This is a genomic window from Pseudomonas sp. AKS31, assembly GCF_023634765.1.
In the GTDB taxonomy this organism is placed as follows: domain Bacteria; phylum Pseudomonadota; class Gammaproteobacteria; order Pseudomonadales; family Pseudomonadaceae; genus Aquipseudomonas.
This window is the reverse complement of sequence record NZ_JAMLFX010000005.1, coordinates 35,671-52,392: the sequence shown is the minus strand read 5'-3', so window position 1 is coordinate 52,392 and position 16,722 is coordinate 35,671. Positions and strand designations below refer to the sequence as shown.

Sequence of the window (16,722 nt, the reverse complement as noted above, 5' to 3'; positions counted from 1 at the left end):
CGACATGCAATTGATCTGGCTGCGCAGCGACTTGCGCCAACATGACAACACCGCCCTCGCGGCCGCCGCAGCGCGCGGCCCGACGGTTGCCGTGTATCTGTTGAGCCCGCAGCAGTGGCTGGAACATGACGATGCGCCGTGCAAGGTCGACTTCTGGTTGCGCAACCTCGATGAGCTGAGCAAAAGCCTCGCCGCGCTGAACATTCCGCTGCTGATCCGTACTGCCGCGCATTGGGATCAAGCGCCAGCGGAACTGCTCAAGCTCTGTCGGCAACTGAAGGTCGAAGCGGTTCACGTCAATGAAGAATACGGTGTCCATGAAAGCCGTCGCGACGCCTCGGTGGCGGACACACTGAAGGCCGAGGGCATCACGTTTCACAGCTACCTCGATCAGTTGCTGTTCAAACCCGGCAGCGTGCTGACCAAGACCGGCACTTATTTCAAGGTGTTCAGCCAATTCCGCAAAGTCTGTTACGAACGTCTGCACCGCTCGATGCCGGCCCTGATCCCGGCACCCGGCAAACAGGCAAAACTTCAGATCGACAGCGATCCGCTGCCCGGTTCCGTCACAGGCTTCGCCACTCCGAATCAAGCTCTGCGTGATCTGTGGCCGGCCGGGGAACAGGAAGCCCGGCGCCGTCTCGACACCTTCACCGACGCGCAGATCGACTACTACCAAAGCGAACGCGATTTCCCGGCCAAGCCTGGCACCAGTCAGCTCTCGGCGTACCTCGCCGCCGGGGTTATTTCGCCGCGCCAGTGCCTGCACGCCGCCCTGCAAAGCAATCAGGGCGAGTTCGAGAGCGGCAAGGTCGGTGCGGTCACCTGGATCAACGAGCTGCTGTGGCGCGAGTTCTACAAACACATTCTGGTCGGCTATCCACGGGTCTCGCGGCACCGCGCCTTTCGCCAGGAAACCGAAGCGCTGGCCTGGCGTGATGCGCCGGACGATCTTGCCGCCTGGCAAGAGGCGCGCACCGGTCTGCCGATCATCGACGCGGCCATGCGGCAATTGCTCGAAACCGGCTGGATGCACAATCGCCTGCGCATGATCGTGGCGATGTTCCTGACCAAAAACCTGCTGATCGACTGGCGCGAAGGCGAACGCTTTTTCATGCGTCACCTGATTGATGGCGATCTGGCGGCGAACAACGGTGGCTGGCAATGGAGCGCCTCCACCGGCACCGATTCGGCACCGTACTTCCGCATCTTCAATCCGTTGAGCCAGTCGGAAAAATTCGACAGCGAAGGCCTGTTCATCAAGCACTGGCTACCGGAACTGGCGGCCCTCAACAAGAAAGAAGTGCATAACCCGGCCGACGTCGGTGGTTTGTTCGGCGCGGCGGATTACCCGTCGCCGATCGTCAATCTCAGCACTTCGCGCCAGCGCGCATTGGCTGCCTTCAAGAGTCTGCCTTCGCGTACGTCTACCGGAGGTGATGATGAGTGAATTCCTGCGCCGTTTCGCCCGGCAATTTTCAGCATTGAACAAAGACAACCTGGAAAGCCTGGGCGAGCTGTACAGCGATGACATTCACTTCACCGACCCGCTGCATGAAGTGCAGGGGCTGGCGCAACTGCGCGTCTATTTCGGCGAGCTGTACGCCAACGTCAGCGAACTGCGTTTCGACTTTCATGGTTTCGACCAGATCGGCGCCTGCGAGGGCTACCTGCGTTGGGTCATGAGTTATCGCCACCCGCGCCTGGCGGGTGGTCGTTTGATTCGTGTCAGCGGCTGCTCGCATTTGCTGTGGCACGACAAGGTTTATCGCCATCGGGATTATTTTGATGCCGGGGCGCTGCTGTATGAACACTTGCCAGTATTGGGCCGGGTCATTGCCTGGCTGAAAAGGAGAATGGGATGAGTCGTACACCTCCACGGCGTTATTGGTTGACCGGGGCCAGCAGTGGCATCGGCGCGGCGCTGGCTGAAGAGATTCTGAAAACCGGTGCACACCTGGCGGTCAGCTCCCGTCAGGTCGCCGCGCTCAAGGTCTTGTCACAACGCTATCCGGGGCAGGTTCTGGTGGTGCCGGGGGATCTGACCAACAGCCAGACAGTGCGCGAAATCGGCGAGCAGATCGCCGCCGACTGGGGTTCCCTGGATTCGGTGATCCTCAACGCTGGCACCTGCGAATACGTGGATGCCAAACAGTTCGATTCCTCGATCATCGAGCATGTGGTGCGCACCAACCTGCTCGCCAGCAGCTACTGCATCGAGGCCGCCCTGCCCTTGCTGCGCAAAGGCACCGCGCCGCACCTGGTCGGCATGGCCAGTTCGGTAACCTACCTGCCGCTGCCACGGGCTGAAGCCTACGGCGCCTCGAAGGCCGGTTTGCGCTACCTGTTCGAATCGCTGCGCATCGATCTCGCCGACGAAGGCATTGAAGTCACAGTCATCAGCCCCGGTTTTGTGGAGACCCCGCTGACCGCCAAAAACGATTTCCCCATGCCCTTGAGCTGGCCTGTGGATAAAGCGGCGCGGCATATCTTCGCCAAACTCAAAGATCGGCCATTGGAAATCGCCTTCCCGGCGCTGTTCATGGCCGCGCTGTGGCCGCTGTCGAAATTGCCGACGCGCGTCCAATTGGCCATCGGCAAGCGCATGGTGCGCAAGTCGCCTCCTCTGACGGATCCGACATGAAAATTGCCATCGTCGGCAGCGGCATCGCCGGACTGACCTGCGCCTACCTGCTCAATCGCCGCCATGAAGTCACGGTATTCGAGGCGGGCGACTGGGTCGGTGGCCACACGCACACCGTGGACGTCACCGTCGCAGGACGGCAGTACGCCGTGGACACCGGTTTCATCGTCTTCAACGACTGGACCTACCCGAACTTCATCCGCTTGCTCGGCCAACTCGGCGTGGCGTTCAAACCGACGGAAATGAGTTTCTCGGTAACCGACCCAGACACCGGTCTGGAATACAACGGCAACAACCTCAACAGCCTCTTCGCCCAGCGCAGCAATCTGTTGTCGCCGGGGTTCTGGGGCATGTTGCGCGACATCCTGCGCTTCAACAAAGAAGCTCAGCGCGACCTCGTCGAACTGCGCATCGCCGCCGACACCACCCTCGACGAATACCTCAAGGCTGGCGGCTACGGTGAACGTTTCATCCTGCATTACATCGTGCCGATGGGCTCGGCGATCTGGTCGATGTCGATGGCAGAAATGCTCAACTTCCCGCTGCAGTTTTTTGTGCGGTTCTTCAAGAACCACGGGCTGTTGTCAGTCAGCGATCGGCCGCAATGGCAAGTCATTGAAGGCGGTTCCAGCGCTTACATCGCGCCGCTGACAGCCGCGTTCAAGGACAGGATTCGGCTCAATTGCCCGGTCACCCGGGTTGATCGCGATGTGCATGGCGTAGTTATCCACAGCCCGGCAGGCCTCGAGCACTTTGACCGAGTGGTATTCGCCTGTCACAGCGACCAGGCGCTGAAACTGCTGGCAGTCCCTAGCGATGCCGAACGCGCAATCCTCGGCGCCCTGCCGTATGCCGACAACGAAGTGGTGCTGCACACCGATACCCGTTTGCTGCCGACGCGCAAACTGGCCTGGGCGAGCTGGAACTATCGGCTCAGCGGCGCCGGCCATACCCACGCTGCCGTCACTTACGACATGAACATTCTGCAGGGCATTCAGAGCGACACCACGTTCTGCGTCAGCCTCAATCAGAGTGCCGGGATCAGCCCCGACAAAGTGCTCGCCCGCTACACGTACGCCCACCCGCAGTTCAGCCTTGCGGCCGTGGCCGCGCAGCAACGCTGGGGTGAACTGGATGGTGCGCAGCACACGCATTATTGCGGCGCTTACTGGGCCAACGGGTTTCATGAGGACGGTGTCGTCAGCGCCTTGCGCGTGGCCGCCGCGTTCGGGGAAAGCTTATGAACAGCGCCCTGTATAGCGGCTGGATCGGCCATCGGCGTTTTTCGCCGCGCCGCCATGAATTCCGTTACCGGATCGGCTTGCTCTACCTCGATCTCAGCGAACAGGACGCGGTACTTGCACTCTCGCCGCTGGCCGGACGCAGCCGCTTTGCGCCGTTTTCATTTCGCGAGACTGACTACCTCAAGGCCTTCACCGGCCGTGGCATACGCTTGATCGATGCGGTGCGCCAGCAAATCGGCCTTGCCATCGGCCACGAACCGCAAGGCTCGATCTGCCTGCTGACCCAGGCGCGCAGTTGGGGGCTGTCGTTCAACCCGGTGAGTTTCTTTTACTGCCATGAGGCGGACGGGCAACTGGCGGCGATCGTCTGCGAAGTGACCAACACGCCGTGGGGCGAGCGCTACCACTATGTGTTGCCGGCGCGGCCCCCGGTCAATCTGCAGGATTTCCATCAGCACTTTGCCGTGGCCAAAGCCTTTCACGTTTCACCGTTCCTGCCGCGCGATCTCGAATACCGCATGAGCTTCAGCCCCGCCGCGCAAAAACTCGGCGTGCACATGGCTGACTGGCAAGGCGAACACAAACTGTTCGACGCGACGCTCAATCTGCAACGCGAAAGCCTCGACCGGCGCAGCCTGCATCGTTACCTGCGGCGCTTTCCGTGGATGACCGCGAAAACCGCTCTGGCCATTTACTGGCAAGCGCTGCGACTGCTGCTAAAACGCGCACCGATTTTTGCTCATCAGACTGCCGACGGCAGTTTTCAAACCGCCACTGTGCCTCCCAAGGAGCAGCGCCATGAAATCCTCTAGTCTGTCGGTCAGCCGGCTCAGCACCAACGGTTTGACCGGATCGTTGCTGCGCCGTGGCGTGCTGCGTCAATTGGCTCAGCTGAAAAACGGCCAACTGTTGGTGATCGAGGATGGCGAACGCCTGATGTTCGGTACGCCGGGCAGTGCCTTGCTCGGGGAAATCCATGTGCTCGACTCGGCCGTTTGGGGCCTGGTTGCCGGTAACGGTTCGATTGGTGCCGGCGAGGCCTTTATCCATGGCTATTGGAGTTCACCGGATCTGACGGCCGTGGTCCGCGTGTTCGTCAGCAACCTCGACGTGCTCGATGCCATGGAGGGCGGTCTGGCCCGTCTCAGCCGGCCACTTGTGCAAGGTCTGCACTGGCTCAACCGCAACACGCGCAAGGGTTCGCAGAAGAACATCGCCGCGCACTACGATCTGGGCAACGATCTGTTCGAGCAGTTTCTCGACCCGACCATGATGTATTCGGCGGCGCAGTTCCTTACGCCGGAAGACAGCCTCGAACAGGCACAACTGAACAAACTCGAGCGCATCTGTCAGAAGCTCGCGCTCAAGGACAGCGACCATTTGCTGGAGATCGGCACTGGCTGGGGCAGCATGGCGCTGTATGCCGCGCAACATTACGGCTGCCGCGTGACCACCACGACCCTGTCGAAAGAGCAGTACGCGTTTACCGCGCAACGCATCGAACAACTGGGTTTGCAGGATCGCGTCACGCTGTTGCTCAAGGACTACCGCGACCTGACCGGCGAATACGACAAACTGGTGTCGATCGAGATGATCGAAGCCGTCGGGCACCGCTTCCTGCCGACCTACTTCAAACAGTGCGCGCAGTTGCTCAAGAGCAACGGCCTGATGTTGATCCAGGCGATCACCATCCGCGAGCAGCGTTACGAACAGGCCAAGCGTAGCGTCGATTTCATCCAGCGCTACATCTTCCCCGGCGGCGCCCTGCCCTGCGTGCAGAAAATGCTCGAAGTGGTCGGCCGCGACACCGACATGAACCTGCTGCACATGGAGGATTTCGGCCTGCACTACGCCCGCACCCTGCGCCTGTGGCACGAGAACTTCCGCCGCGCCCACGGCCGCTTGAGCGAACTGGGCTATGACGATTATTTCCTGCGGTTGTGGGAGTTTTACCTGTGTTACTGCGAGGGCGGTTTCCTCGAACGCACCATCGGCACCGCGCAATTGCTGCTGGCCAAACCGGCGGCGATGACCGCGCCGCTGCTCGGACGCTTCGATGCTTGAGCGTGTCGCCAATGCCGTGTTGTTCCAGATCGGCTGGCTGATCTGCGTGATGGGCGGCAACAGCCTGTGGTTGCTGGCCGCGCTGGCGGTGCTGGTGATCCATCTGCGCTGGATCAGCAGTTGGGCGGCTGAGGGGCGTTTGATCCTCAGCGTGGTGATTGTCGGCACCGCGGTCGACAGTGTGTTGCGCGGTGCCGGCGTGTTCGCGTTTCAGGATCAGTCGCCGCTGATTCCGTTGTGGCTGATGCTGCTCTGGGCGCTGCTGGCGACCACCTTGCGTCATTGTCTGGCCTGGAGCGCCCGCCCTTGGTGGCTGGCCAGTGTGCTTGGCGCGGTCGGCGGCGCGCTGTCGTATTACGCTGGCGGGCGCCTGGCCGGGGTGCAATTTCCCTATGGCGAATTGCCGACACTGATCGGCATCGGCCTGCTCTGGGCACTGCTATTTCCGTTGCTGCATACGATGGCTCGGCGGCTGACTCGCTGAGCGTCCGTCAGACCTTTCACACGTGCTCCGGCCACTGCCTTACACTGCCGACCATGAAGACCATTCCCCACCAACAAATCACGGAACCGGCGGTCACTTGCTCGACCTGCGCGGCGTGCTGTTGCCAGCTCGAAGTGATGCTGATCACCGACACCGGCGTGCCTGATCGCTTTATCGATACCGATGAGTGGGGCGGTGAAGTGATGTTGCGTCTGGACGACGGCTGGTGCGCGGCGCTGGATCGCGACAGCATGATGTGCACGATCTATGAGAAACGGCCGCTGATTTGTCGCGAATTCGAAATGGGCGCGCCGGAGTGCATTGAAGAACGCAAAGGCATCACGACTGCCTACCGCTGATTTAAAGCAAAAGATCGCAGCCTTCGGCAGCTCCTACAGAAGAAATCATTCCCATGTAGGAGCTGCCGAAGGCTGCGATCTTTTGATCTTTTTAGAGCGGCATCGTGTAATGCAGCGAGTAACTTTCTACGCCGTCGTTGTCACTGGCGAGACCGGCGTTGGAATAGTGCGTCGCACGAATCCCGACTTCATGTCCGCCATTGAAACGCAGGCCAAAACCCAGGCGGTCTTCGAACTGGAAAGAGCCGCCGAGATTGTTGGATTCGTACTTGGTATTGGAGAACGCGGCTACGCCGATGCCCGCCTCGACATACGGTTTGACCGACTCACCGGCGAACTCGTAAACGAATACCGGCGAGAACGACAGGCTGTTGTTACTGGACGTCTTGTCACCTTCCCAGTAAGTGTAAGCGCCGCTCCAGTAACCGGTCAGACGACCGACGTCACTTTGCAGCCAGCTCTTGTCCCAGTCGAAATTCATGCCCAGGCGGTACGTCATGGTCGAATCGCTGGTGGCACCCACCGCGAACTCCACGCCTGCCGCTTGTGCAGTAATACTTTGCCCCATCAGTGCGGCCGCAATCGCGGCCAAGCAGAATAGTCGCTTCACGTTGAAACTTCCTTTTCCGGAACGATCGTTTGGTTTTCTAGATAACTCATCGCTATAGAAGCTAGCGCTTGATTAGAAGTTCAGCTGTTTTTCTAGTTATTTCACAATTTTTTTACAAGTCGAAGTTTTGCACTTCGCCAGCGCTTTGTCCCAGCAATGGCAGGATGTTTTTGAAGTACGCAGGGTCCGCGCTGGTCCAGAATCTGACCGACCGGTTCGGGCCGGCGGCAAGCAAATCGCGCTCCGCCAAAAGCCGCTGAAGTTGCCGCGCCACAGCAGCGCCGGTATCGATCAGGCTGATGTCCGCAGGGATCATCGATTTGAGCATCGGCTTGAGGAAGGGATAGTGGGTACAGCCCAGAATGATCGTGTCGCAACTGCTGGCCAGCAGTGGCTCGACATACCCTTGCAGCAACTGGCGCAACTCGGCGCTGTGCAGATCGCCGCTTTCAATCAGCTCGACCAGGCCGGGGCATGGCTGGGTGATCACGCGCACGTCAGTGGCAAAGCGATCGAGCAGCGCCGCGAACTTGGCGCTCTGCAACGTGCCGGTGGTGGCGAGTACGCCGACTACACCGCTGCGGGTCGCGGCTGCCGCTGGTTTGACCGCAGGCTCCATACCGACAATCGGCCAGTCAGGAAAATCACGTCGTAAATCGGCAACGCCTGCGACCGTTGCGGTATTGCAGGCCAGCACCAACGCCTTGGCGCCCTGCTCGCGGAAAAAACCGGCCATCACGCTGCAGCGCTGGCGAATGAATTCCGGGGTTTTCTCGCCGTAGGGGACGTGCCCGCAATCGGCGACATAGAGCAGCGATTCATTGGGCAGCAACCGCTGGATTTCCGCCAACACCGACAAGCCGCCAACGCCGGAGTCGAACACGCCGATCGGCGCTTCACGCATGGCGCGAACCACAGACGCTGCAACCCGGATCGCGCTTGACCCGCAGCTCGCGGAAGCGCGAACCCAGGGCATCGATCAGCAGCAAGCGGCCCACCAGCGGCTCACCGAAACCGACCAGCACCTTCAAGGCTTCCAGTGCTTGCAGGCTGCCGACCAGACCAACCAGCGGTCCGACCACTCCGGCCTCGCTGCAGGTCAGTTCGGCCTCGCTGCCGTGCCCGTATAAACAGTGATAGCACGGGCTCTCGGCACGACGCGGGTCAAACACCGACAACTGCCCCTCAAGACGAATCGCCGCGCCGCTGACCAAAGGTTTGCACGCAGCCACACACGCGGCGTTGACCGCTTCGCGGGTGGAGAAATTATCGGAGCAGTCGAGCACCAGATCCACCGCCGCCACGGCAGCAGCGAGAGAATCCTCGTCCAGCGCCTGACGATGAGCGATCAGTTGAATCTCGGGATTGATCGCGCCCAGACGCTTGAGCGCCGAGTCGACCTTGCTCATGCCGACGCTGTCGGTGTCATGAATGATCTGGCGTTGCAGGTTGGTCAGGTCGACCGTATCGAAATCCGCCAGATGCAATTCACCGACACCCGCCGCTGCCAGATACAGCGCAACCGGCGCGCCGAGACCGCCGAGGCCGACGATCAGCACGCGACTGGCCTTGAGCTTCAACTGCCCGTCGATGTCGATGTGTTGCAGCAGAATCTGCCGGCTGTAGCGCAGCAATTCCTGATCATTCAGCACGGCAGGCGCCCCAGACTGATGCGTTGATGACCGCCCAGATCGGTGCGGCTGCGGACTTCTTCAAAACCGCGAGTGAGCAACAGATCGCGCATGGCTTCGGCTTGATCATAGCCGTGTTCGAGCATCAGCCAGCCGGCGGCCTCAAGATGATCAGGGGCCTGGGCGACGATCAGACGCAGATCGTCGAGTCCGTCTTCACCGGCGACCAGTGCACTGGTCGGTTCGAAACGCACATCGCCTTCGACCAGATGCGGATCGGCAGCGGCAATGTACGGCGGGTTGCTGATGATCAACTGAAAACGCTGACCTTCCAGCGCACTGAACCAATGGCTGCTGAGCACGGTGGCGTTGTGCAAATGCAGGCGCTGGCGATTGCGTTCGGCAAGTGCCACGGCTTCCAGCACGCGATCCACAGCGGTGACTTTCCACGCAGGGCGTTCGCTGGCCAAGGCCAGGGCGATCGCGCCGCTGCCAGTGCCGAGATCGAGGACTTTAGCGGGCGTTGCGGGCAGCAATTCCAGCGCCGCTTCCACTAGCAACTCGGTATCCGGGCGCGGAATCAGCGTGTGCGGCGCGACTTCCAGATCCAGCTTCCAGAAACCCTGCTGACCCAGAATGTAAGCCACCGGTTCGCCACTGCGGCGGCGTTGCAAATATTCGGCAAAGACCAGCGCCGCTTCACTCGGCACGATGCGCTCGGGCCAGGTGTGCAGAAAGCTGCGCGACTTGCCCAGTGCAGCGGCAAGAAGCAATTCGGCATCCAGACGCGCAGTCGGTGAGTCCGGCAATTCGGCAGCGCGCAACAGGCTGGCAATGATGGTCATTTATTCACCTATCGCTGCGAGCTGGTCAGCCTGGTATTCGGCCAGCAACGGCTCGATCACCGCTTCAACGCCACCGGCAAGGATTTCATCGAGGGAGTACAGGGTCAGGTTGACGCGATGGTCGGTAACCCGGCCCTGAGCAAAGTTGTAGGTACGAATCCGCTCGGAACGATCACCGGAACCCACCAGCAATTTACGCTCGCTGGCAATCGCATTGGCCGCCGCGGCGGTTTGCTGATCGTTGAGTTTGGCCGACAGCCAGGCCATCGCCCGCGCCCGGTTCTTGTGCTGGGAACGTTCTTCCTGACACTCGACGACGGTGCCGGTCGGTATGTGGGTGATGCGGATCGCCGAATCGGTGGTGTTGACGTGCTGACCACCGGCCCCGGAGGAGCGGTAAGTGTCGACGCGCAGATCCGCCGGGTTGATCTCGATGGCTTCGCGCTCGTCCGGCTCGGGCAATACCGCCACGGTGCACGCCGAAGTGTGGATCCGACCCTGGGATTCGGTGGCGGGTACACGCTGTACGCGGTGCGCGCCGGATTCGAATTTCAGCTTGCCGTAAACGTTGTCGCCTTCGATGCGGGCGATGACTTCTTTATAGCCACCGTGCTCGCCTTCGTTTTCCGAAAGAATTTCCACGCGCCAGCCACGACGTTCGGCGTAACGCGAGTACATGCGGAACAGGTCGCCGGAGAAGATCGCCGCCTCGTCGCCACCGGTGCCGGCGCGGATTTCAAGAAAGACGTTACGGCCGTCGTTGGGATCCTTGGGCAGCAGCATGCGCTGCAGATCGTCTTCCAGGGTTATCAGCAACTCTTTGGCTTCACGAACTTCTTCCACGGCCATTTCCCGCATGTCCGGGTCGCTGTCCTTGAGCAACGCCTGCGCGCCTTCAAGATCGCTTTGTACGCTGAGCAGCTTTTTATAGCCCTGTACCACCGGCTCAAGTTCGGCGTATTCCTTGGAATAGGCGCGGAATTTGACTTGATCGGAAATGACTTCGCCGTCGCCGAGCAGTGCGGTGAGTTCCTCGAAACGGTCCTGGAGGACATCCAGCTTATTGAGCAGTGACGCTTTCATTGCGGTTTTTTATCCGAAAAGCTATCCGGTGAGCCCTCGAGGGCAAAGAGTTCCTGGGCCATGGCCAGCGCATCGAGGCGGCCTTCGGCAGAAAGCTTTTTCAATTGCACGCTGGGCGCATGCAAGAGTTTATTGGTCAGGCCACGGGCCAGTTGCCCGAGTACGTCTTCGGCGTTGCCGCCGTTGGCCAGCAGACGCAGGGCTTTTTGCAGCTCCTCGTCGCGCAGGCGTTCGCTCTGCTGACGATAGGCCTTGAGCACATCGACCGCCGCCAATTCGCGCAGGCGCACCATGAAATCATCGGCGCCGACCGAGACCATCTCCTCCGCGGCCTGGGCTGCCCCCTGGCGACTCTTGAGGTTCTCGGCGACCACTTCGTGGAGATCGTCGACGCTGTAGAGGTAAACGTCGTCCAACTCGCCGACTTCTGGCTCGATATCGCGGGGAACGGCGATGTCGACCATGAAAATCGGTTTGTGCTTGCGCAGCTTCAATGCACTCTCGACCGCGCCTTTGCCGAGAATCGGCAACTGACTGGCGGTCGAACTGATGACGATGTCGCTGCGCACCAGCTCTGCCGGGATGTCCGAGAGCAGCACCGCGTGGGCGCCGAACTGTTCGGCCAGCAAACTGGCGCGCTCCAGAGTGCGGTTGGCCACGACGATGCGCTTGACCCCCAGCTCATGCAAATGGCGGGCGACCAGGGTGATGGTCTCGCCGGCGCCGATCAGCAAGGCCTGGCTGCGTTGCAAATCACTGAAAATCTGTTTGGCCAGACTGACCGCGGCAAACGCCACGGACACCGGGTTTTCACCAATCGCGGTGTCGGTGCGCACCTGTTTGGCGGCATTGAACGTCGCCTGAAACAGCCGTCCGAGTAGCGGCCCGATGGTGCCGGCCTCGCGGGCCACGGCATAGGCCGACTTCATTTGGCCGAGAATCTGCGGTTCGCCCAGCACCAGCGAGTCGAGCCCGGAGGCGACACGCATCATGTGACGAACTGCCGCATCATCTTCATGCACATAAGCACTCGCGCGCAGCTCATCGAGGCTTAAATGGTGATAATCGGCCAGCCAGCGCAGCACGATATCGGCAGAAAGCTGATCCTGTTCTATATAAAGCTCACTGCGATTGCAGGTGGAGAGGATCGCAGCTTCGCGGCTGTCGGTGAGTCGGCAGAGCTGCTGCAAGGCCTCCACCAGCTGTTCAGGAGTAAAAGCCACGCGCTCGCGGACGTCTACTGAAGCAGTCTTGTGGTTGATACCGAGTGCAAGGAAGGCCATTCAAGGTCGCTGATGGTGACGTGAAGCCGGCAATTGTCCTACTTCGAAAGATTCAGAACAACTACCGCTGACTATTGTCCCAATCGTCAGTCCCTATAATGGGCACAATTGAGTCTCGGTTATGTTTGGTCGAAGGCTTGTGTCATGATGATCCGACCGCAGGTTAGTCGTCCTCTTCCTATATGAATAGATCTTCCGCGTTGCTCCTCGCTTTTGTCTTCCTCAGCGGCTGCCAGGCCTTGGCCCCCGTTTCGCCGGACGGTACGCCGTCGGTTGAAGACACCACGCCCGCGCCTGAAAAGCCCAAGGTTTACAGCTCGTTCAGCGAGGAAACCGTTTTCAGCCTGTTGAGCGCCGAACTCGCCGGCCAGCGCAATCGTTTCGACATTGCCCTGGACAACTACGTGACCCAGGCCATCAACACTCAGGATCCGGGTGTCTCCGAGCGTGCATTCCGCATCGCCGAATATCTGGGCGCCGATCAACCGGCCCTCGATACCGCGCTGATCTGGGCGAAAAACGCCCCGGATGACCTCGAAGCGCAACGCGCCGCCGCCGTGCAACTGGCGCGCGCCGGGCGTTATGACGACTCGATGGTCTATATGGAGAAAGTTCTGCAGGGCAAGGGCGATACCCATTTCGATTTCCTCGCGCTGTCGGCAGCGGATACCGATCAGGAAACCCGCAACGGTCTGATGAAAAGTTTCGACCGCTTGTTGCAGCGTCACCCGAACAACAGCCAGCTGATTTTCGGCAAGGCCCTGTTGTTGCAACAGGATGGCGACAATAAAGCCGCACTGGCATTGCTCGAAGACCATCCGCCGGAAGAAGGCGAGATCGCACCGATCCTGCTGCGCGCACGTCTGCTGCAATTGCTCAACCGTGGCGACGAAGCCCTGCCGCTGCTGCAAAAAAGCATCAAGAAATACCCGGACGACAAACGCCTGCGCCTGACTTACGCGCGCATGCTGGTTGAGCAAGACCGCATGGAAGACGCCAAGGCCGAGTTCTCCAGCCTGGTTCAGCAATACCCGGAAGACGACGAACTGCGTTACTCGCTCGCCCTGGTCTGCCTGGAAGCCAAAGCCTGGGACGAGGCCAAGGGTTATCTGGAAGACTTGATCGCCCGCGAAAGCCACGTCGATTCGGCGCACCTGAACCTCGGTCGCATCGCCGAAGAACGCAACGACCCGCAAGGCGCGCTCATCGAGTACGCCCAGGTCGGCCCGGGCAACGATTATCTGCCGGCGCAATTGCGTCAGGCCGACATCCTGATGAACAACGGCAAAACGGCTGAAGCGCAAAGCAAACTCGCCGCCCAGCGCGACGAGCAACCGGATTACGCGATCCAGCTGTACCTGATCGAATCGGAAACCCTGTCGGCTAACAAACAGGACGACAAGGCCTGGAAAGTCTTGCAGCAAGCCTTGCAGCAATACCCGGACGATCTGAATCTGCTCTACACCCGGGCGATGCTCGCGGAAAAACGCAATGACCTGGCGCAAATGGAAAAAGACCTGCGCCTGATCATCAAGCGTGATCCGGACAACGCCATGGCGCTCAACGCGCTGGGCTACACCCTGTCCGACCGCACCACCCGCTACGCTGAAGCCAAAGCGCTGATCGAGCAGGCACATCAGATCAATCCGGAAGACCCGGCCGTACTCGACAGCCTCGGCTGGGTGAACTACCGCTTGGGCAATCTGGATGACGCCGAGAAATATCTGCGTCAGGCGCTGGAGCGCTTCCCCGATCACGAAGTCGCCGCGCACCTGGGCGAAGTCTTGTGGACCAAGGGCAACCAGCGTGAAGCCAAACAAATCTGGGGCAAATTCCTCAAGGATCAGCCCGACAGCACCATTCTGCGCAGCACCATCAAGCGCCTGACCGGATCCGAGACTCTTTAACTCATGTTTTTGCGCCACGTTATTGTTTTCAGCTTCATCGCCCTGCTCGCCGGCTGCTCGGGTTTTGGCACTCGCGAATCGGTCGAGGGCCACGGCAGTCCGGCTCAATGGGCCGCGAACAAACAACAGCTGACCGGCCTCGACGGCTGGCAGATCGACGGCAAGATCGGCATCCGCGCACCGAAAGATTCCGGTAGCGGCACGCTGTTCTGGCTGCAACGTCAGGACTATTACGACATTCGCCTGTCCGGCCCACTGGGTCGTGGCGCGGCCCGTTTGACCGGGCGCCCGGGCAAGGTTTCGCTGGAAGTTGCCAATCAAGGTCGCTATGACTCCGAGTCGCCGGAAGCGCTGCTTGAAGAGCAACTAGGCTGGAAACTGCCGGTGTCGAACCTGGCCTGGTGGGTGCGTGGCCTGCCAGCCCCGAACAGCAAAAGTCGCCTGAATCTGGATGCCGACAGCCGCTTGGCCAACCTCGAACAGGATGGCTGGAAAGTCGAATACATCGCCTACACCGAGCAGAACGGTTACTGGTTGCCGGAACGCATCAAGTTGCACGGCACTGACCTGGACGTCACGTTGGTGATCAAGACCTGGCAACCGCGCAAGTTGGGGCAATAACCCATGACCGCTGCACGCCTGACCCTGCCCTCGCCGGCCAAACTCAATCTGATGCTGCACATTCTCGGTCGCCGTGAAGACGGTTATCACGAATTGCAGACGCTGTTTCAGTTTGTCGATTATGGCGACGAGATCACTTTTGCCGTGCGCAATGACGGCGTGATTCAACTGCACACCGAATTCGCAGGCGTGCCCCACGACAGCAATCTGATCGTGCGCGCGGCGAAAATGCTCCAGCAACAATCCGGTTGCTCGCTCGGTATCGATATCTGGATTGATAAAGTGCTGCCCATGGGCGGCGGCATCGGCGGTGGCAGCTCGAACGCGGCGACGACTTTGCTCGGCCTGAATCATTTGTGGCAATTGGGTTGGGACGAAGATCGCCTGGCCGAACTGGGCCTGACGCTGGGTGCCGACGTACCGGTTTTCGTCCGTGGTCACGCGGCGTTTGCCGAGGGCGTGGGCGAGAAACTGACCCCGGTCGATCCCGAAGAACCGTGGTATCTGGTGCTCGTGCCGCAAGTCTCTGTTAGTACGGCAGAAATTTTTTCCGATCCTTTGTTGACACGTAACACGCCGCCCATTAAAGTGCGCCCCGTTCCCGAGGGAAACAGTCGAAATGACTGCTTGCCGGTGGTTGCAAGGCGTTATCCAGAAGTACGTAACGCATTGGATTTGTTAGGTAAATTTACCGAAGCAAAGCTCACCGGAACTGGAAGTTGTGTGTTTGGGGGCTTCCCAAGCAAAGCTGAAGCTGATAAAGTCTCGGCCCTTCTGACAGAGACCCTTACAGGGTTTGTAGCCAAAGGCAGCAACGTTTCGATGTTGCACCGCAAGCTGCAAAGTCTGCTCTAAAGGAACCAAGTGCTCGGCACTTGATGCAACAGATACAGGGGCGTCGCCAAGCGGTAAGGCAGCAGGTTTTGATCCTGCCATGCGTTGGTTCGAATCCAGCCGCCCCTGCCATTTTCTATACTCATCCAGGTTACCCTCAGCCTCTAGGTACTGCGCGTGTCCAAGATGATGGTCTTTACGGGGAATGCTAACCCCGATCTGGCTCGGCGTGTCGTACGTCAGCTGCATATCCCTCTCGGTGACATCTCTGTCGGCAAGTTTTCCGACGGCGAAATTACAGCCGAGATCAATGAAAACGTTCGCGGTAAAGACGTTTTCATTATTCAGCCGACTTGCGCTCCGACCAACGATAACCTGATGGAACTGGTAGTGATGGCTGATGCCTTCCGCCGCTCCTCGGCTACTCGTATCACTGCTGTTATTCCTTATTTTGGTTATGCCCGTCAGGATCGCCGTCCGCGTTCCGCACGTGTGGCTATCAGCGCGAAAGTCGTTGCTGACATGCTTACCGTAGTCGGCATCGACCGTGTTCTCACGGTTGATCTGCATGCTGACCAGATTCAGGGTTTCTTCGATATTCCGGTAGATAACATCTACGGCTCCCCGGTACTGGTGGATGACATTGAAGATCAGCGCTTCGAAAACCTGATGATCGTGTCCCCGGACATTGGTGGCGTCGTGCGTGCACGTGCCGTTGCCAAATCCCTGGGCGTGGACCTCGGGATCATCGACAAACGCCGTGAGAAAGCCAATCACTCTGAAGTGATGCATATCATCGGTGATGTCGAAGGGCGTACCTGCATTCTGGTCGATGACATGGTCGATACCGCCGGCACTCTGTGCCACGCGGCCAAGGCCCTGAAAGAGCATGGCGCAGCCAAGGTCTTTGCCTACTGCACACACCCTGTGCTGTCGGGTCGGGCCATCGAGAATATCGAAAATTCCGTGCTGGACGAGCTGGTGGTGACCAACACCATCCCGCTGTCCGCTGCAGCACAAGCCTGTGCACGTATCCGTCAACTGGATATCGCACCGGTTGTTGCCGAAGCGGTTCGCCGCATCAGCAATGAAGAATCGATCAGCGCGATGTTC

18 protein-coding genes and 1 tRNA gene are annotated in these 16,722 nt (G+C 59.8%); 13 read left to right on the top strand and 6 right to left on the bottom strand.

From position 1 onward, the window contains the following. Nucleotides 1–4 precede the first annotated feature (4 nt). The 8 genes from phrB to M9827_RS16220 are packed head-to-tail and all read left to right on the top strand — an operon-like array spanning nucleotide 5 to nucleotide 6,795. On the top strand, nucleotides 5–1,450 hold the full coding sequence (gene phrB / locus M9827_RS16255) for a deoxyribodipyrimidine photo-lyase (RefSeq protein ID WP_250606387.1): 1,446 nt from the start codon (nucleotides 5–7) through the stop codon (nucleotides 1,448–1,450). Next, nucleotides 1,443–1,865, top strand: a complete 423-nt coding sequence (locus M9827_RS16250; protein WP_250606193.1) for a nuclear transport factor 2 family protein — start codon at nucleotides 1,443–1,445, stop codon at nucleotides 1,863–1,865. Before phrB ends, M9827_RS16250 begins: the two co-directional genes overlap by 8 nt. Further along, entirely contained in the window at nucleotides 1,862–2,644 is a 783-nt protein-coding gene (locus M9827_RS16245; protein WP_250606192.1) for an SDR family NAD(P)-dependent oxidoreductase, read from the top strand. The genes M9827_RS16250 and M9827_RS16245 overlap by 4 nt, the downstream gene beginning before the upstream one ends. After that, entirely contained in the window at nucleotides 2,641–3,888 is a 1,248-nt protein-coding gene (locus M9827_RS16240; protein WP_250606191.1) for an NAD(P)/FAD-dependent oxidoreductase, read from the top strand. Before M9827_RS16245 ends, M9827_RS16240 begins: the two co-directional genes overlap by 4 nt. Then, entirely contained in the window at nucleotides 3,885–4,700 is an 816-nt protein-coding gene (locus tag M9827_RS16235; RefSeq protein WP_250606190.1) for a DUF1365 domain-containing protein, read from the top strand. The genes M9827_RS16240 and M9827_RS16235 overlap by 4 nt, the downstream gene beginning before the upstream one ends. Further along, nucleotides 4,687–5,952: an SAM-dependent methyltransferase gene (locus M9827_RS16230; protein WP_250606189.1), complete on the top strand. Its 1,266-nt coding sequence runs from the start codon at nucleotides 4,687–4,689 to the stop codon at nucleotides 5,950–5,952. Before M9827_RS16235 ends, M9827_RS16230 begins: the two co-directional genes overlap by 14 nt. Then, a complete protein-coding gene (locus M9827_RS16225) occupies nucleotides 5,945–6,436 on the top strand; it encodes a DUF2878 domain-containing protein (protein ID WP_250606188.1) in 492 nt (163 codons plus the stop codon). The genes M9827_RS16230 and M9827_RS16225 overlap by 8 nt, the downstream gene beginning before the upstream one ends. A 53-nt stretch (nucleotides 6,437–6,489) precedes the next feature. Beyond that, the gene (locus M9827_RS16220) at nucleotides 6,490–6,795 is read left to right on the top strand and encodes a YkgJ family cysteine cluster protein (RefSeq protein WP_007912865.1); all 306 of its coding nucleotides are present in this window, start codon (nucleotides 6,490–6,492) and stop codon (nucleotides 6,793–6,795) included. Between the two features lie 91 nt (nucleotides 6,796–6,886). Here M9827_RS16220 and M9827_RS16215 read toward each other — a convergent pair whose 3' ends face one another. The 6 genes from M9827_RS16215 to hemA form a co-directional block, all read right to left on the bottom strand. Further along, the gene (locus M9827_RS16215) at nucleotides 6,887–7,405 is read right to left on the bottom strand and encodes an acyloxyacyl hydrolase (protein WP_250606187.1); all 519 of its coding nucleotides are present in this window, start codon (nucleotides 7,403–7,405) and stop codon (nucleotides 6,887–6,889) included. Nucleotides 7,406–7,517: 112 nt separating this feature from the next. Then, nucleotides 7,518–8,309, bottom strand: coding sequence for a glutamate racemase (gene murI / locus M9827_RS16210; RefSeq protein ID WP_250606186.1), 792 nt, complete (start codon nucleotides 8,307–8,309; stop codon nucleotides 7,518–7,520). Further along, nucleotides 8,302–9,057 carry a molybdopterin-synthase adenylyltransferase MoeB gene (locus M9827_RS16205; protein ID WP_150693135.1) on the bottom strand — a complete coding sequence of 252 codons (756 nt, stop codon included), beginning with the start codon at nucleotides 9,055–9,057 and terminating at the stop codon, nucleotides 8,302–8,304. The genes murI and M9827_RS16205 overlap by 8 nt, the downstream gene beginning before the upstream one ends. Beyond that, nucleotides 9,051–9,881, bottom strand: a complete 831-nt coding sequence (gene prmC / locus M9827_RS16200; RefSeq protein ID WP_250606185.1) for a peptide chain release factor N(5)-glutamine methyltransferase — start codon at nucleotides 9,879–9,881, stop codon at nucleotides 9,051–9,053. Before prmC ends, M9827_RS16205 begins: the two co-directional genes overlap by 7 nt. Beyond that, nucleotides 9,882–10,964, bottom strand: coding sequence for a peptide chain release factor 1 (gene prfA / locus M9827_RS16195; RefSeq protein ID WP_250606184.1), 1,083 nt, complete (start codon nucleotides 10,962–10,964; stop codon nucleotides 9,882–9,884). Further along, complete coding sequence (gene hemA / locus M9827_RS16190; RefSeq protein WP_007951716.1) at nucleotides 10,961–12,247, bottom strand: glutamyl-tRNA reductase; 1,287 nt, start codon at nucleotides 12,245–12,247, stop codon at nucleotides 10,961–10,963. The genes prfA and hemA overlap by 4 nt, the downstream gene beginning before the upstream one ends. 182 nt (nucleotides 12,248–12,429) lie before the next feature. Here hemA and M9827_RS16185 point away from each other — a divergent pair, with 182 nt between their 5' ends. The 5 genes from M9827_RS16185 to M9827_RS16165 all read left to right on the top strand — a co-directional run. Further along, nucleotides 12,430–14,154 (top strand): tetratricopeptide repeat protein, encoded by a 1,725-nt coding sequence (locus M9827_RS16185; protein ID WP_250606183.1) that lies wholly within the window; start codon nucleotides 12,430–12,432, stop codon nucleotides 14,152–14,154. 3 nt (nucleotides 14,155–14,157) lie between these two features. Continuing rightward, the gene (gene lolB, locus M9827_RS16180) at nucleotides 14,158–14,775 is read left to right on the top strand and encodes a lipoprotein insertase outer membrane protein LolB (RefSeq protein WP_250606182.1); all 618 of its coding nucleotides are present in this window, start codon (nucleotides 14,158–14,160) and stop codon (nucleotides 14,773–14,775) included. Between the two features lie 3 nt (nucleotides 14,776–14,778). Then, nucleotides 14,779–15,630, top strand: coding sequence for a 4-(cytidine 5'-diphospho)-2-C-methyl-D-erythritol kinase (ispE, locus tag M9827_RS16175; RefSeq protein WP_250606181.1), 852 nt, complete (start codon nucleotides 14,779–14,781; stop codon nucleotides 15,628–15,630). Between the two features lie 36 nt (nucleotides 15,631–15,666). After that, a tRNA-Gln gene (locus M9827_RS16170) sits at nucleotides 15,667–15,741 on the top strand. 45 nt (nucleotides 15,742–15,786) lie between these two features. Beyond that, on the top strand, nucleotides 15,787–16,722 hold a 936-nt coding region (locus M9827_RS16165; RefSeq protein ID WP_250606180.1), incomplete at its 3' end, for a ribose-phosphate pyrophosphokinase.

What these genes read in the sequence shown, in the direction of transcription:
- phrB (WP_250606387.1), top strand. Translation starts at nt 5, where the DNA reads ATGCAATTGATCTGGCTGCGCAGCGACTTGCGCCAACATGACAACACC.
- M9827_RS16250 (WP_250606193.1), top strand. Translation starts at nt 1,443, where the DNA reads ATGAGTGAATTCCTGCGCCGTTTCGCCCGGCAATTTTCAGCATTGAAC.
- M9827_RS16245 (WP_250606192.1), top strand. Translation starts at nt 1,862, where the DNA reads ATGAGTCGTACACCTCCACGGCGTTATTGGTTGACCGGGGCCAGCAGT.
- M9827_RS16240 (WP_250606191.1), top strand. Translation starts at nt 2,641, where the DNA reads ATGAAAATTGCCATCGTCGGCAGCGGCATCGCCGGACTGACCTGCGCC.
- M9827_RS16235 (WP_250606190.1), top strand. Translation starts at nt 3,885, where the DNA reads ATGAACAGCGCCCTGTATAGCGGCTGGATCGGCCATCGGCGTTTTTCG.
- M9827_RS16230 (WP_250606189.1), top strand. Translation starts at nt 4,687, where the DNA reads ATGAAATCCTCTAGTCTGTCGGTCAGCCGGCTCAGCACCAACGGTTTG.
- M9827_RS16225 (WP_250606188.1), top strand. Translation starts at nt 5,945, where the DNA reads ATGCTTGAGCGTGTCGCCAATGCCGTGTTGTTCCAGATCGGCTGGCTG.
- M9827_RS16220 (WP_007912865.1), top strand. Translation starts at nt 6,490, where the DNA reads ATGAAGACCATTCCCCACCAACAAATCACGGAACCGGCGGTCACTTGC.
- murI (WP_250606186.1), bottom strand. Translation starts at nt 8,309, where the DNA reads ATGCGTGAAGCGCCGATCGGCGTGTTCGACTCCGGCGTTGGCGGCTTG.
- prmC (WP_250606185.1), bottom strand. Translation starts at nt 9,881, where the DNA reads ATGACCATCATTGCCAGCCTGTTGCGCGCTGCCGAATTGCCGGACTCA.
- prfA (WP_250606184.1), bottom strand. Translation starts at nt 10,964, where the DNA reads ATGAAAGCGTCACTGCTCAATAAGCTGGATGTCCTCCAGGACCGTTTC.
- hemA (WP_007951716.1), bottom strand. Translation starts at nt 12,247, where the DNA reads ATGGCCTTCCTTGCACTCGGTATCAACCACAAGACTGCTTCAGTAGAC.
- M9827_RS16185 (WP_250606183.1), top strand. Translation starts at nt 12,430, where the DNA reads ATGAATAGATCTTCCGCGTTGCTCCTCGCTTTTGTCTTCCTCAGCGGC.
- lolB (WP_250606182.1), top strand. Translation starts at nt 14,158, where the DNA reads ATGTTTTTGCGCCACGTTATTGTTTTCAGCTTCATCGCCCTGCTCGCC.
- ispE (WP_250606181.1), top strand. Translation starts at nt 14,779, where the DNA reads ATGACCGCTGCACGCCTGACCCTGCCCTCGCCGGCCAAACTCAATCTG.